Consider the following 14315-nt stretch of genomic DNA (forward strand, 5'->3'; position numbering starts at 1 on the left):
ATGGAAAGCAACAGTGCATGGATCATCATCCACAGGATGAGGATTCCTCTGCTTGTTATCATACTCACATTTGCCATCTCCATCATCGGGCTTACACTCATTCCCGGTGTTGACGACCAAGGTCGTCCATACCATATGAGTTTCTTTGATGCATTCTACTTTGTCAGCTACATGGCTACCACTATCGGCTTTGGTGAAGCACCCTATACATTTACCTATCCGCAACGACTTTGGGTCAGTTTTTGCATCTATTTAACTGTTATCGGATGGTTTTATGGTATCGGTAATATCATCGCGCTTATTCAGGACAAAAAACTGGCACGAGAACTGGCAATCGCCAGATTTCGATCTAAAGTTGCTAAACTAACCGAGCCCTTCATCATCGTCCTTGGTTACAACAATGTTACAAAAGAGATCATTCAAAGGCTTAGTCAAGAAGGTATTCGGATCGTCGTTGTGGACAAGGATGAGAGTAAAATAGAAGAAATAGAACTTGAAAACTTCATCCCGGAAGTCCCGGCCATCAGCGCAGACACCACAAAACCACAAACTCTTAAACTTGCAGGCATACACCAAAAAAACTGTAAAGCGGTCGTGGTACTTTTTGAAGATGATATCAAAAACGCCAAAATTGCTCTTATGTGCCGGCTTCTCAATAAAAAGATCGATATCATTGTCAAATCTACCACCAAAGAAAACACAGAGCACCTCCGAAATATCGGAATCCGTCATATAGAAAATCCTTTTAAAATCATCTCTGACAGACTCTATTTTGAAATCACCGCCCCCTATATCTGGCTTTTGGAGATGTGGATTTTCGGTCATATTTTACGCATCCGCAAAAGAGAATTTTTGCCAAAAGGAAAATATATCATCTGCGGGGCCGGTCGTATGGGAAAAGCGTTGGCCGAAGGGTTGCAAAGAGCCGGTATCGAGTATGTCTTCATCGACATCAAATCGAGTGAATATAAAAAGATGAAGCAAAGCGCCATATATGGTGATGCAGAGGATATCAAGATACTGCTTGATGCGGGAATACAGTCGGCTTCGTGTATTATTGCTGCAACAAAAGATGATATGATCAATCTCACCATTTTATCAACTGCAAAAAAACTCAATCCGGGAATCTATACGATAGCCAGAGAGAACTCTCTTGAAGATATCAGTATCTTTAAATCGGCACGAATCGACAAAATCTACATTCTTGAACGTATTTTGGCCAAATATACCTACAATTTCATTGCAAAACCTTTAGCCAATCGATTCATCCGACTCATCCACAGAAAAGATAATCTGTGGGCTATGAACGTTGTAGGAAAATTGAGCGCAACAATAGGAAAAAATCCTATCCTTTTTGAGATCCAGATCACTGAAGAAAACGCATACGCACTCTGTAATTTTATACAGCAAGGCCAAAAAATCACTTTAGATGTTCTTAGACGATCCAGAAGAGATTACAGAGTGAAAAACAAAATACTCTTTTTGCTCTACCATTATGAGGAGGAAGAGCACAAAGAGACGATCCTGGTTCCTTCAGACGACGTAGAGGTCAAAATAGGCTGTTCTTTGCTGGTAGCATGTGACGAAGAGGCAAAATCGGATTTTGAATACATTTTGAATAACTATTATGAACTCTACTACGTCTTGACAGGACGTGAGCAAAGAGTAGGTATTTTCAACCTTTTAACACAAACAGCATCAAATAATCATCAATAGACCACCTCTTTTCCAATAACTATTTCATTACAAAACTTTCAAATTTTTTAACTCCCCCAAGTAGATAGATATAGACTTTTTGATCAAAAATTTTTGCTTTTATAGCCTCTTTTTGTGCCCGGGCTGCCGATAAATCTGCGATAGAGCGACCAAGCTCATCCGCACTGGCAAGCTGATTGTCAAATCGTCCTTGCGTGAGTCTGTAATACTCTTCTTGAGCTTTGACTCTTGCTTGAGCGCTTCTAAGCTTCTTTTTTAAAGCCTTGAGTTTGACAAAAGCATTTTTAACATTTGTTATGATCTGTTTTTGATACTGGACTATTTGCAAAGCAGTAGCTGCTTTTTTTATTTTTGCTACTTCAACGCTATTTTTATCACTTCCTCCAGCAAAAAGATTCCACTGCAAAGCTACTCCCGCATAACTTTGATCTGCGTTGGTATAGCCATCACCATTAAGAGCAAGGCTGTCTCCATGTTTTTTGAGTGCCGCTATCAAAGCAACATTTGGATAAAATCTGCTTTTTGCCAAAACGATATCTTTTTCATCGATGTGCAGTGATTTTTGTAACGCCAACAGATCCTCTCTTTGGTGCAATGCAGTCTGTAATATTGTCTCTTCGTTTGGCTCAGGAAACGCTACAACACCATCAATAGAAGTTATTTTCGTATCTAGAAGATAAGAAAGCTTATTGAAAAGAGTATCTACTTGGCTTTTTACTTCTGTTAATGCAGCCTCTATCTCATACTTTTTAGCTTCAAGATTGTACAATTCACTAGGAGCTAACAGACCATTATCATAAAAGCCTTTTGCCTTTTTGTAGGCAAGCTCTATTGCCTCCTTTGCCTTTTGAAGTGCTTTTTGTTTTTGATTTAGAGCAAAAATAGAGCTATAAAGTATCGTCGTTTGCATGTAAAGATTTCTTTTTAGATCCTTTTTTTTCAGTTTTGCTTTTTCATACTCCAGTTTTGCTTTATCGATTGAAGCGGTAATAGCAAAACCGCTAAAGAGTGGATATGTAAGCCTCAGCTCTCCTTGCCACTGCTCCTTTTTACCCATTGGAACTCCCATTACGGGAGTCAGAGGCATATGCAGATACATTGTGGGGGTATCTTTAAGATGGACTCCTTGCAAACTCAGATCAAGCGATGGCAAAGCTTTCCCTTTAGCAGCCTCTACCATATTCTTTGATGCTTGTGTCATTTTTTGAGCCTGTTTTAAAAGAAGTGAATTATCAACACTTTTTATAATCTGCAAATAGCTTTGCGCAAAAAGAGACAAAGCGGATGCAAGCAGTACTATTTTTTTCATCTATTCCCCTTTGGTATTTTAATAAACAGCAACACCACAAAAAGTACCCCAAGTATACCCCAGTATCCTGCGTGCATAAAGGTATTGTAAAATCCATAGTTAAAGCTCATAAACTCTTCATAATTTCCAAAAATGATTTTGACTTGATTCCAACTCATACCAAGCAGATTTTGTATATTGTGAAGAAAATTGTGAACATACTCATAATTTTGCAGTTCATTCATCCGCAAAAAGTGCATATTTTTAAAATACTCCATATTGTTTGTAGCCAAAGCCGTGCCAAAGCTTCCGCCTACAAAACGAAAATAGTCCATGAGCACTATGGCAAGCTCCCCTTTGTTTTGGGGCGCACTTTGAAGCACCATAACCGTAACCGGTGCAAAAAAGAGCCCCATTCCTATACCAAAAGGAATTGTTAGAAGCATTGCTTGATGCATTGGCGTATAGTAGTTGAGCTTTGGCAAAAGAATGATGGAAGTTACAACATAAAAAAATGCCGCAATGGCAACCGCCTTTTTTGCCCCAATTTTGTCGGACAAAATCCCGGCAATTGGCGAAAAGATCCCGATAAACACCGCAAAGGCAAAAACGGCAATTCCGGCGTTTAGTGTAGGAAGCATTTTGATGCGCTCATAGTAAACAGGTAGCAAATAAAAATATTGATACATCGAAAAGCCAAGAATAAAAAAGTAGATCATCATTCCATTAAAAAAGTCAAAATTTTTAAAGAGCGAAAAATCGATAAGCTGATATTTTGAATTGATTTCACTCAATGCATAGAGCAAAAATCCAATAATCGTACATACAAGAAGCAAACCTATCAAAGAGCTGCTAAACCATCCGTACTGCTGCCCTTTTGAAAGCATTATTAGCAAAGAAACCGTAGCAAAGCTCAGCAGAATAAAACTAACAAAATTAAATCTTAGTTTTTCAAAAAGCTTCTCTTTTGGCAAAAAGATAGCTCCTGAGATGAAGAGCAAAATACCTACCGGCACATTGATAAAAAAGACCATCCTCCAATTATAAAATTCTGTCAAATACCCACCAATCGTAGGACCCAACGATGGTGCAAAACTGACTCCAAGAGCAAAAATCCCCATCGCCAAGCCCTTTTGATGCGGCGGAAAATAGCTAAAGATCATAATATGGCTTGTTACCATAATAAAGGCTTCGCCAACTCCTTGCAATACCCGAAAAAGAATCATCTCTTCAAGTGCATTGGAGATACCGCAAGCAAAGGAAGCAACTGTAAAGAGAGCCACGCCTGCCAAAAAGATCTTTTTGGAGCCAAAATTTTTGATAAGCCACTCAGTAATAAGTAAGCCAATTGCAGCAGCTATCATGTAGCTTGTGATGATCCATTGCACACCATACAGATCAGTAGCAAGAGGACCGGTAAGTTTGGGAACTATGACATCTACTACAGTCGTATCTAATATTGCCATAAAAGCACCTGCCATAACAATAACAGAGTATATGGCGCGTTCTGCGGAAGTTATATTCCAGGGCTTTTTTCCCTCATCCAAGATGGCATCTTCAGCTGGTATTGCCATGCTATCTCCTCTCGATTGCCACAGTGGCGCCCATACCTGCACGAAGTCCTTCGATATTATCCAACTTTATGCGCACTTTGAAGCGCTGGTCGAGCTTAGTGAATTCTCCGCTTGCTATATCGCGAGGTACGAGGCTAAAAGTGGCTGCAGATGTCGGTGCGATAGACTCCACCACTCCAGTGTAAACTCTATCAGGAATTGCATCTACCTCAATTTTTACGCTGTTTCCCGGTTTTACCCCGTGCATCTTTTTTTCTGAGAGCAACACTTCACAGTAGAGCTTCTTCGGATTTGTTATGGCATAAACGGGGCTACCTTTTTTAATCACCTTTGGTGCGTCGAAAAACTTTTTGGCAACTACTCCATCAAAAGGAGCATAGAGTTTTGTGTAAGATATTTTTAGCTCTATCTCATCAATTGCACTTTTTAAAGCATCTTTTTCTTTTTGAAGCGATTCAATCTCTTTTTTTAGCTCAAAAATAGATTTTTCTTGATTTTTTGCTATTTTGGCTCTCTCTTTTAACTCTTTTCGTTTTATTAAAAGAGCAGCTATCCCTTTTTGCATCGCTTGAAGCTCTTTTTGCATCGCTACTTTTTGCGTCTGGACTCTTTCATAGCGATCTTTTGCAATGAGTCTTTTTTGAAGGAGAGTTTTAAAGCGCTTTTCATCTTTTTGTATCTTTTTTAGCTTTGCACCAAATGCTGCCAACTGTGCTTTTTTGGCTTCAATCTCTTTTTGCAAAGCTACAATTTCTTGAGTAGCAATCTTGCTTTGTAAAACAAGATTTTTTTGAAGCCTTTTTTTCTTTAGTTGCAACGCCTCTATCTTTTTTTGTAAAGCATTCTTTTTATTTTGAAGCTTCTGCTTTGCTTTTAAAAAGTCCTTATCATCAATTACAGCTAAAAGTTCACCTTTTTTAACTATATCGTGCTCATTTTTATTCATTTGTATGACTTTTCCACCAACTTTAAAACCAAGCATCACAAGTTCATCACTTTTGATAAACGCTGCATCACTGACAGCATTGATTTTTCTAAAATGCAGATAATCAAATCCAAACCAACCAAAAACAATAACAAGCAAAATGATAATAATTGAGCCAATTTTCTTGCTCATACCTTCCCTTTGTGAACGAGATTCACAAAAATGATATATAATTTTTCATTAAGATGTGCTGAGTTATAATGGCTAGGAACAAGAGGTGCATATGAAAGAGCTCATAAAACAGAAAATTGTAGAGACAAAAAAAGAGATCCTACTTGAAGCGGTTTCAAATCTTTTTGAGCAACAGGGATTTGCAAATCTTAAAATGCAAGATATAGCCAAGTATCTTGGTATATCCGTAGGGGCTCTCTATAAGATTTTTGCTTCAAAAGAGGATCTTCTATTAGCCTATATAGAGTTCGAGATACAAAAATTTTATAGGATGCTACGAAACCAGACAAAGAACATAAACGACCCCTTTTTTTGTCTCCAACACTATGTCAATCTTAAATTTGAAGTTTTCAGACAAAAAAGAAGAGCAATAGAAGATCCCTTGATGGGAGATCCTCTCTTCTTTTTGAAAATGGGTAAAAAACAGTATATGCTGATAGAACCTATTCACAAACTCCTTGCTTCATGGTTTGAAAGACTCCATACAAAGCATCCTTTGAAAGAGAAGAATTTTTTAAAAATTGCATATCTGTTTAACTCCTATACCAATGGTTATGTGGAATATTGGATTGTTCAAGGAGACGAACTTGACCCAAAACAGGTTGTAGAACTTTTTTTACAGGGTGTGCAACAATGAAAAAGATAGCCTTGGTACTTGGAAGCGGAGGTGCAAGAGGATATGCCCATATAGGAGCTATCGAAGAACTACAAAAGCATTTTGAAATCATAGCTATCAGCGGGGCATCTATGGGTGCACTTATTGGAGGTCTTTGGGCTGCTGGGAAACTGGATGAATATAAAAAGTGGGTTTTGGGACTGAGCGCATTTGAAGTGATGAAACTGCTCGATTTTTCCTTTGACAAGCGAGGGCTTGTTGGAGGAGAAAGGGTTATGAAAAAGCTTCGTCAAATTTTGGGAGATATCAAAATCGAAGAACTTCCTGTCACTTATACGGCCGTAGCCACAGATTTGAATAAAAATAGAGAAGTCTGGTTTCAAAAGGGCGATCTTTTGGAAGCCATCAGAGCTTCTATTTCGATTCCATCCTTTTTTACTCCCATAGAACAAGATGAAATGCTGTTGGTCGACGGCGGAGTCCTCAATCCTCTACCCGTAGCTCCTACAATGGCTACACCGGCTGATTTGACCATCGCCATATCGCTTCTTGGGGAAGAAAAAGATATAAAAATAAAGGTTCCCAAAAAAGTCGAGCAAAAAGAGTCTGAACTTGAAGGTTTGGTAAATGAGGCAATAGAAAAAGCTCGCTCACTCTTTGCAGATCGACAAAAAGAGTATCATCTTTTCGATATTATGGATATGACCATAGAGACAATGCAAAAAACGCTGCTCAATTACCGCATAGGCGGATATCCTCCCGATATTTTAATAGAGATTCCACAGAATATAGGAGGAACACTCGATTTTCATAAAGCATATGAGATTATAGAGATAGGTCGAAAAAAAGCAAAAGAGGTTTTAAAGGATATTGCATGAAAATAGTACAAAAATATTGGATCGGCTTTTTTGCATTGGCTCTTTTTGTCATTGCTTCAGCGCTTATCTATATCAAACTCCACCCAAAAGAGCTTCCGCCAAACCTTATTGAAGGAGTTGGAAGATTTGACGGGGACCTTGTCAATCTCAACACCAAATATCCGGGACGAGTGCAAAAGATATTTTTTGATGATGGTGATAGAATAAAAAAAGGAGATGTTGTAGCTGTTTTAGGCAGCATTGAGTATGAAAAACAAAAAGAAGCACTCCAAAAGCAGATAGAAGCCAAACAAAAAGAGCTGAGAGCAAAAGAGAATGAGTTTGCCGTTGAGAAGACGAAAATTCCCAATATACTGCAAAAGGCTAAATCTGCATATGAAGCAAAACAAAAAGTTCTTCAAGAACTATTAAGCGCCATTTCGTCCCAAAAAGAGGTGGTGGCACAAGATAGACGGGATTTCCTTCGTATTCAAGATCTCTATCGTAAAAAACTGCTCCAAAAACATAAACTTGAAGAGATTACTTTAAAATACAAAACGGATAAAAACCGCCTAAAAGCACTTTTGGCCAAAAAGGATCAGCTCCAAGAAGCGATTGCCATTGCCAGACGGGATGTGGAAGATGCAAAAGCGGCGCAAAGGAGTCTACAGGCCATTGAGGATGGAATCGAGGCGTTGAAAAAGGCGATCGCTGCTTTGCAGGCGCAAAAGGCGCAGATTGAAGCAGTTATAAATGAGCTTACCATCAAAAGCTCCCTTGATGGATATGTAGTCGAAAAAATAGCAAATGCCGGTGAAGTGTTGGGTGCTGGAATGCCGGTAGCCACCCTTATCGATCCAAAAACGCTCTATCTAAAAATCTATGTGGATACAATCTCCAATGGCAAAATAAAACTGCACGATAAAGCAGTGATTTTTTTGGACGCCTATCCCAACAAACCGATTCCGGCTGAGGTAGTGAGAATTGCGCAAAAAGCGGAATTTACCCCAAAAGAGGTAGCTGTACGAAGTGATCGAATCCAAAGGGTCTATGCTGTACATCTAAAACCAATCAAGCCAAATCCTTTGTTAAAACTTGGGCTTCCTGCCATTGGCGTGATCTCTTTGGATGGCAAAGGTTTGCCAAAGAGTCTTGATGAAATACCGCAGATTTAGGAATTTGGAATTGGTAAAAAATGAATAAAAATTCAAATATCCAATCTTCAAGGTCCAATGTCCACAAAATAGACAAAAATGTTGTGGTTCTTGGCTGGGTCAGTTTTTTTACTGATATGGCTACAGCTATGATCAATCCCATTTTACCAATTTTTGTAGTAGTAATCCTTCATGAGGGAGTAGACAAGCTTGGCATTATCGTAGCAGTCGCTACTTTTGTCTCTTATGCTCTGCGGCTTCTTTCAGGCTATATCTCGGATCGATACGGCATCGTCAAACCTTTGGTTGTGAGCGGATATGCACTGTCTGCCTTAAGCAAACCTCTTATCGGATTTTCTCACTCCTACAAAAGTGTAGCGGCTCTAAAAGGACTAGAGCGCCTTGGAAAAGCGCTAAGAAGTGCGCCAAAAGATCTGTTGATAGCAAGTTACAGCAAAAAAAGAGCTGCCGGAAAGACCTTTGGTTTTCATAAAACATTGGATATTGCCGGAGAGCTAACAGGCACGCTTATTGCCTTTTTTGTGCTTTGGAATTTGGGAGAAAATGAACATATTTTTAGATCCATCTTTCTCTTTACCATCATTCCGGGGCTCATCGGTTTTATTTTAGTGGCATTTTTTGTCAAAGATATTCCTAAAAAGCCTAAAAAAGAACGATTTACTCTTACTGTAAAAGACAAAAAGGTCATGGGGGTTTTGCTCTTTTACTTTTGGTTTGTCTTTTTTATGTGGAGTGATGCCTTTTTTGCAATAAAGGCAAAAAGCGTAGGAATTGCGGTGATGCTTATTCCTTTACTTTTTGCCGTCTCAACAGGCACGCAGACGCTCACAAGCTATCTACTGGGTATTTGGATAGACAGAGTTGGATCGATAAAGGTAATGAGCTTTGGTTACCTAAACGCCATACTTGCTTTGATAATGCTATGGATGAAAAATCCTCTTTTTATCTGGTTTGCTTATGCTCTTTTGGGACTCTTTAGCGTTTCAACACTCAATGCCATTCGAACCTATATCGCAACAAAGAGTGATAACAAAGGCTCTGTTTATGGAGTCTTTTACGCCGGTGTGGCACTTTTTGGCGCATTGGGAGCGTATGTGTGTGGAACAATTTGGCACTCTTTTGGAATGGAAGCAGCAATCAGTTTTTCTTTGGCTGGAACGACTCTGCTTTTTTTGCTCTTTTTAGGAAAAATGTATGCTAGAAGTTAACAATGTAACGGTGCGCTATAAAAATCGCATAGGCATCCAAAACGCTAGTCTTCAAGCCAACAAAGGAGAGATTGTAGGATTTATCGGAGCAGATGGTGCCGGAAAAAGCTCATTGATGCATGCGATTGCCGGAGTCATCTCCTTTGAAGGAGCAATTCGCTTTGAAGATACAACCTACCACTCCCCAAAAGAAGCGGAACCAGTGAAAAAGGATATAGGCTTAATGCCTCAAGGCCTGGGACTGGTTTTGTATGATACATTAAGTGTTGGAGAGCATCTGGATTTTTTTGCAGATATTAGAGCCTTAAAAAAAGATACAAAGTTTTATGAATATCGCCAAAAACTCCTTGAAATGGCTGGACTTTCTGAGTTTTGTGACCGGCTTGCTGGCAATTTAAGTGGCGGAATGCGCCAAAAACTCTCCCTTATCTGCACTCTTTTGCATAAACCAAAGCTTTTACTGCTTGATGAGCCAACTACTGGTGTCGATCCTCTGAGCCGACTGGAGCTCTGGGAGATACTCGATAATATTCGCAAAGAAGAAGGTACAATTGCCCTTGTAAGTACTGCCTATATGCAAGAAGCTGAGCGTATGGACAGAGTACTTTTATTTGAAGAGGGGCAAATTATTGCCAGAGGCAAAGCAAAAGAGCTTATAGATTCGATAAAAAATTATGTCTATGAAGAGACAGAGTGTGAAAAGGAGTGTTTCACTCTTCATGGTACAACCTACTCCCTTAAACCGCTGAGCACTCCTCATAAAGAGGCAAAGCTGGAAGACATCTTTTTTGTCAGTGCCCTCAAAGCTGGCAAGATACCACCAAAAATCGAAATTGAAGAGCGATCAAAAAAAATCGATCTCCCCCAAATCGTGATGGAAGCCAAAGGTCTTACCAAGAGATTTGGCTCCTTTATAGCAGACGATCATATCGATATGGTGTTGAAAAGAGGAGAGATTTTAGGACTTTTGGGAGCCAATGGAGCCGGAAAAACCACTTTTATCAAAATGCTTTTGGGACTCTATCCAATCGATGAGGGGGAGTTGATTTTGCTTGGCAAACCGATAAAAAGTGGTAAAGACAGGCAAGAGCTGAAATCGAAAATCGGCTATGTCTCTCAAAGATTTGCTCTGTATAAAGATATGACGGTGCGAGAAAACCTCATCTATTTTGCCAATATGCATAAACTTCCTCCCCTGAAAGCTCTTAAAAAGATCAATAAATATGCAAAAGAGCTTGGATTTGAGGAGTTTTTAGATGATTTTCCAAATTCACTTCCACTTGGAGTGAACCAGCGCTTCTCTGTAGCAGCAGCACTGCTCCATGAGCCGGTGGTTCTCTTTTTGGACGAACCGACAAGCGGAGTGGATGCGATTGCCAGGGCTCAGTTTTGGGAGCTTTTGAAACTATTGAAACGAAAATGGGGAATCTCTATCTTGATAACCACCCACTACATGAGTGAAGCTGAATTTTGCGATAGAGTTGTGCTTTTAAAACGGGGGAAAAAGATTGTCGATGAGACCGTTCAAAACCTGCATGCAAAACACCCTGATGCAAAAAGTTTTAAAGATATTTTTCTTTACTATTACAGGACAAACCAATGAAAGCAAGAGTCATTTTAGCCTATATGCGCAAAGAGTTTACCGAACTTGCGCGATCAAAGCTCATCTATCTAGTGTATCTGGTCCCAACAATGATTTTACTTCTTTTTGGCTATGGAATACGGCTTGAAGTAACCCATGCAAGAGTACTTTTACTTGACAATGATACAAGCAAACTCTCAATTCATCTTATAAGCAAGTTTGAACACTCAAAATATTTTACTCCAACTATCTCTCATATAAGCGAACAAAAAGCTCTGCGCCTTATGAAACAAGCAAAAATCGATGCCATCATCATTATTCCAAGCTCCTTTGAAAAGCGCCTTTTACACGGGCAAAAAAGTGAAATTGGTATCTTCATAGACGGTTCCTTTCCTATGCGAGCACTCACTATTCAAAGCTACATAGAAGGCACGATTTTACAAGCAGCTCAAGATTTTGGCGCAAAAAGGGGATTAAACCTAAAAATTTTAATCAACCAAAGAACACTTTTTAATCAGGCTATGCGAGATGAGGATGCAATAGTCCCAGGACTCATAGGACTTGTTTTGCTTGTTGCTCCGGCACTGCTTTCAACGCTTTTGATTGTCAAGGAAAAGGAAAAAGGAACGATTTTCAATTTCTACGCTTCACCTCTTTCAAAATCTGAATTTTTGGCAGCAAAATTGATACCTGTCTTTCTTTTGCACTCCATCACCATCTTTTTGCTTTTTCTTTTGGCGCTTTATATTTTTGAAGTACCCTTTCGAGGAAATTTTTTGCTTTTTTGGATAGCAAGTGAAGTTTATGTGCTTATTAGTCTCTCCATTGGGCTTTTAATATCCATCATCACCAAAAGACAGATCGTTGCAGTGGTGCTTACCGTCATTGTTACTGTGATCCCCGGATTTTTATACTCTGGAATCTTGATGCCAATTTCGTCCATGAAAGCAGAGTCTTACATAGAAGCCCATCTTTTTCCTGTAATGTACTACAACCATATCGTATACGATACCTTTTTGATCGGTCAGAGCTTTCATTCACAAAAAAATATTTTCTATTTAGGGATTTTAGTGGGATTTTTCCTGTTTTATTTTCTCATTGGTTTGTCTCTTTTAAAAAAGGAGATGCGATGATACGCTTCCTTGCAGCTACATTTATCAAAGAGATTGTAACCTTTTTACGCTCTCCTTTACTAGTACTTGCTGTACTTTACTTTTTTACTCTTGATGTGTACATTGCAGGAGCTGGAATTGCGGTCAAACCTAGAAATGTAACGATTGGGTATGTCGATTATACCGGCGGAAGAGTAAGTCAAAAGATTCTTTCTCATTTCCATGCTCCGGAATTTAAAAAGCCAAAACCTTTTTTGGATGAAGAGCATCTAAAAAAAGCAATTTTTAATAAAGAGATAATGGTTGGAATTATTTTTGACAGAACATTTGCAGTAAACTATGCGCAAGGCAAAAAAGCCACGATCAACGTTCTTCTTGACTCCACAGCCGCTGCGCAAAGTTTCATTACGCTGAGCTATCTACAAAATATTATCCTTGAGTTTCAAAAACTGCCTTTACCGCTAAAACTCAAAACCCATAAACTCTTCAATCAAAATGCCGATACCCATATGTTCATCTCTTTGGCTGAGCTTCTATCAGTCATCACGCTGCTGAGCGTGATTCTTACAGCAATGGTCTTTGTAAAGGAAAAAGAGGATGGAACATGGGATTTGATGCTTTTGATGCCAGTTGATGCAAAAATCACTATTTTGGCAAAAAGTCTCTCCCAAGTGATTATCATCCTTATAGGGACATTAATATCTGTCGGATTTGTGATTTTAGGAGCTTTTCATACACCTATTAATGGCTCTTTTTGGGCTTTTGTACTGCTAAGCTTTTTTTATATTCTTAGCAGTGCCGGTATTGGGCTTTTTATTGCAGCCGTAGCCAAAGATACGATGCAAGTAGCACAGCTTGCCATTTTAATCATGATGCCAATAATCTTTTTAAGCGGTGCTTGGACGCCAATTTATGCAATGCATCCGATTTTACAAAAACTCTCACTGCTCTCTCCACTTCGCTACTATATAGAAGGAAGCGAGAGTATCTTTTTTCGAGGCACTGCATTTACAGATCTTTGGCCCTATTTTGCCGGGGTTATTCTTTTGGGTATACTAACTTTTTGGTATGGTTATAAAAAAATTGGAAGGTTGTTTTAAGTGAAAAAATTTTTTACTCTTTTTTTGCTATCAATTACTCTTTTTGCTGCACAACCTTTACTCACAACAACGATGCATCCTTTCAGACTCGCTTTTTACTCTTTCTATCCGCAAAACCCGCAGATTTGGCAAGATGAGAAATGGCATACCCAACTGAGCCTTAGTGAAACAAACGATTATGATGAAGAGAAAGCCTATTTGATCGATTATGAAATAACCACTTTGACACTTGCATTTTCCAAAAATACAAATGGCAATGCACAATTTCGTATCATTCTTCCCGCCTATTCTATAAATGGCGGTTTTCTGGACTCATTTTTAAACTGGTTCCATCGAGCCACCGCCACTTTGCCCTCTGCACACAATCAATACGGAAACAACAAAGTCCATTTTTTCTTTGGCTCTATCCATAAAACCTCTTCTTACGCAACATTTGGCAATGTCCAGCTTGAATACACCCACCGATTGCCTTGGACCATTAAGGGCGTACAACAGGCACTCCATTTTGGGATCAAGTTGCCTACTGCCAAAAAGAACAGCGGTTTCGGCTCCGGCAAAACAGATACGATGATAGGCTGGTTGGGATATAAAAAATTTACAAAATCATCACTACTTCTCAATATCCAAGCAGCAAAAATAGGAAAATACACACAAGGAAATATCGCCAAGAGCAAAAAGTATCTCTATACACTGTATGCACAATGGCAAAAACCCGTTTCATTTGGAAAAGTTTTGCTTGGATATCGTTTTCTTTCAAGTGCCTACGATTCACCATATGCAAGTATCGACAGCTGCTCCAATATCGTCACTTTAGGACTCGCTACCCACTGGTTTGGTAAACAAACGATCATTTTTCTTAACGAAAATCTTGCTCCGTTTCGAGGAGCACCCGATATCACAATAGGGATCAATATCTCATTATAAAAGGATT

The 14315-nt window shown here is 39.1% G+C and carries 12 protein-coding genes; 9 read left to right on the top strand and 3 right to left on the bottom strand.

Annotated features, from left to right (window positions below):
* Positions 1–1716, top strand: coding sequence for a TrkA family potassium uptake protein (locus tag JG735_RS08830; protein WP_201334703.1), 1716 nt, complete (start codon positions 1–3; stop codon positions 1714–1716).
* A 19-nt stretch (positions 1717–1735) separates the two neighbouring features.
* Here the strand turns inward: JG735_RS08830 and JG735_RS08835 are convergent, their stop codons facing one another.
* From JG735_RS08835 to JG735_RS08845, 3 genes are read right to left on the bottom strand one after another with little or no spacing between them, the layout of a single operon-like run.
* On the bottom strand, positions 1736–3025 hold the full coding sequence (locus JG735_RS08835) for a TolC family protein (RefSeq protein ID WP_201334704.1): 1290 nt from the start codon (positions 3023–3025) through the stop codon (positions 1736–1738).
* On the bottom strand, positions 3022–4578 hold the full coding sequence (locus JG735_RS08840) for a DHA2 family efflux MFS transporter permease subunit (protein ID WP_201334705.1): 1557 nt from the start codon (positions 4576–4578) through the stop codon (positions 3022–3024). Before JG735_RS08840 ends, JG735_RS08835 begins: the two co-directional genes overlap by 4 nt.
* Before the next feature lies 1 nt (position 4579).
* On the bottom strand, positions 4580–5695 hold the full coding sequence (locus tag JG735_RS08845; RefSeq protein WP_201334706.1) for an HlyD family secretion protein: 1116 nt from the start codon (positions 5693–5695) through the stop codon (positions 4580–4582).
* 91 nt (positions 5696–5786) lie between these two features.
* On the opposite strand from JG735_RS08845, the gene JG735_RS08850 reads away from it, so the two are divergent.
* Genes JG735_RS08850 through JG735_RS08885 form a run of 8 tightly spaced genes read left to right on the top strand, consistent with a single transcriptional unit; the run spans position 5787 to position 14308 of the window.
* Positions 5787–6371, top strand: a complete 585-nt coding sequence (locus tag JG735_RS08850; protein ID WP_201334707.1) for a TetR/AcrR family transcriptional regulator — start codon at positions 5787–5789, stop codon at positions 6369–6371.
* A complete protein-coding gene (locus JG735_RS08855) occupies positions 6368–7228 on the top strand; it encodes a patatin-like phospholipase family protein (RefSeq protein ID WP_201334708.1) in 861 nt (286 codons plus the stop codon). Before JG735_RS08850 ends, JG735_RS08855 begins: the two co-directional genes overlap by 4 nt.
* Positions 7225–8382: an HlyD family secretion protein gene (locus JG735_RS08860; protein WP_201334709.1), complete on the top strand. Its 1158-nt coding sequence runs from the start codon at positions 7225–7227 to the stop codon at positions 8380–8382. Before JG735_RS08855 ends, JG735_RS08860 begins: the two co-directional genes overlap by 4 nt.
* A gap of 20 nt (positions 8383–8402) precedes the next feature.
* Positions 8403–9590, top strand: a complete 1188-nt coding sequence (locus JG735_RS08865) for an MFS transporter (RefSeq protein WP_236583962.1) — start codon at positions 8403–8405, stop codon at positions 9588–9590.
* A complete protein-coding gene (locus JG735_RS08870; protein WP_201334710.1) occupies positions 9577–11193 on the top strand; it encodes an ATP-binding cassette domain-containing protein in 1617 nt (538 codons plus the stop codon). The genes JG735_RS08865 and JG735_RS08870 overlap by 14 nt, the downstream gene beginning before the upstream one ends.
* Positions 11190–12305, top strand: coding sequence for an ABC transporter permease (locus tag JG735_RS08875; protein ID WP_201334711.1), 1116 nt, complete (start codon positions 11190–11192; stop codon positions 12303–12305). The genes JG735_RS08870 and JG735_RS08875 overlap by 4 nt, the downstream gene beginning before the upstream one ends.
* A complete protein-coding gene (locus tag JG735_RS08880; RefSeq protein ID WP_201334712.1) occupies positions 12302–13384 on the top strand; it encodes an ABC transporter permease in 1083 nt (360 codons plus the stop codon). Before JG735_RS08875 ends, JG735_RS08880 begins: the two co-directional genes overlap by 4 nt.
* On the top strand, positions 13385–14308 hold the full coding sequence (locus JG735_RS08885; protein WP_201334713.1) for a DUF3187 family protein: 924 nt from the start codon (positions 13385–13387) through the stop codon (positions 14306–14308).
* Positions 14309–14315 lie beyond the last annotated feature (7 nt).

Source organism: Nitratiruptor sp. YY08-10 (assembly GCF_016629565.1).
Taxonomy (GTDB): domain Bacteria; phylum Campylobacterota; class Campylobacteria; order Campylobacterales; family Nitratiruptoraceae; genus Nitratiruptor.

Excerpts from the sequence above, each read along its gene's own strand:
- JG735_RS08830 (WP_201334703.1), top strand. The coding sequence starts at position 1 with ATGGAAAGCAACAGTGCATGGATCATCATCCACAGGATGAGGATTCCT.
- JG735_RS08835 (WP_201334704.1), bottom strand. The coding sequence starts at position 3,025 with ATGAAAAAAATAGTACTGCTTGCATCCGCTTTGTCTCTTTTTGCGCAA.
- JG735_RS08840 (WP_201334705.1), bottom strand. The coding sequence starts at position 4,578 with ATGGCAATACCAGCTGAAGATGCCATCTTGGATGAGGGAAAAAAGCCC.
- JG735_RS08845 (WP_201334706.1), bottom strand. The coding sequence starts at position 5,695 with ATGAGCAAGAAAATTGGCTCAATTATTATCATTTTGCTTGTTATTGTT.
- JG735_RS08850 (WP_201334707.1), top strand. The coding sequence starts at position 5,787 with ATGAAAGAGCTCATAAAACAGAAAATTGTAGAGACAAAAAAAGAGATC.
- JG735_RS08855 (WP_201334708.1), top strand. The coding sequence starts at position 6,368 with ATGAAAAAGATAGCCTTGGTACTTGGAAGCGGAGGTGCAAGAGGATAT.
- JG735_RS08860 (WP_201334709.1), top strand. The coding sequence starts at position 7,225 with ATGAAAATAGTACAAAAATATTGGATCGGCTTTTTTGCATTGGCTCTT.
- JG735_RS08865 (WP_236583962.1), top strand. The coding sequence starts at position 8,403 with ATGAATAAAAATTCAAATATCCAATCTTCAAGGTCCAATGTCCACAAA.
- JG735_RS08870 (WP_201334710.1), top strand. The coding sequence starts at position 9,577 with ATGCTAGAAGTTAACAATGTAACGGTGCGCTATAAAAATCGCATAGGC.
- JG735_RS08875 (WP_201334711.1), top strand. The coding sequence starts at position 11,190 with ATGAAAGCAAGAGTCATTTTAGCCTATATGCGCAAAGAGTTTACCGAA.
- JG735_RS08880 (WP_201334712.1), top strand. The coding sequence starts at position 12,302 with ATGATACGCTTCCTTGCAGCTACATTTATCAAAGAGATTGTAACCTTT.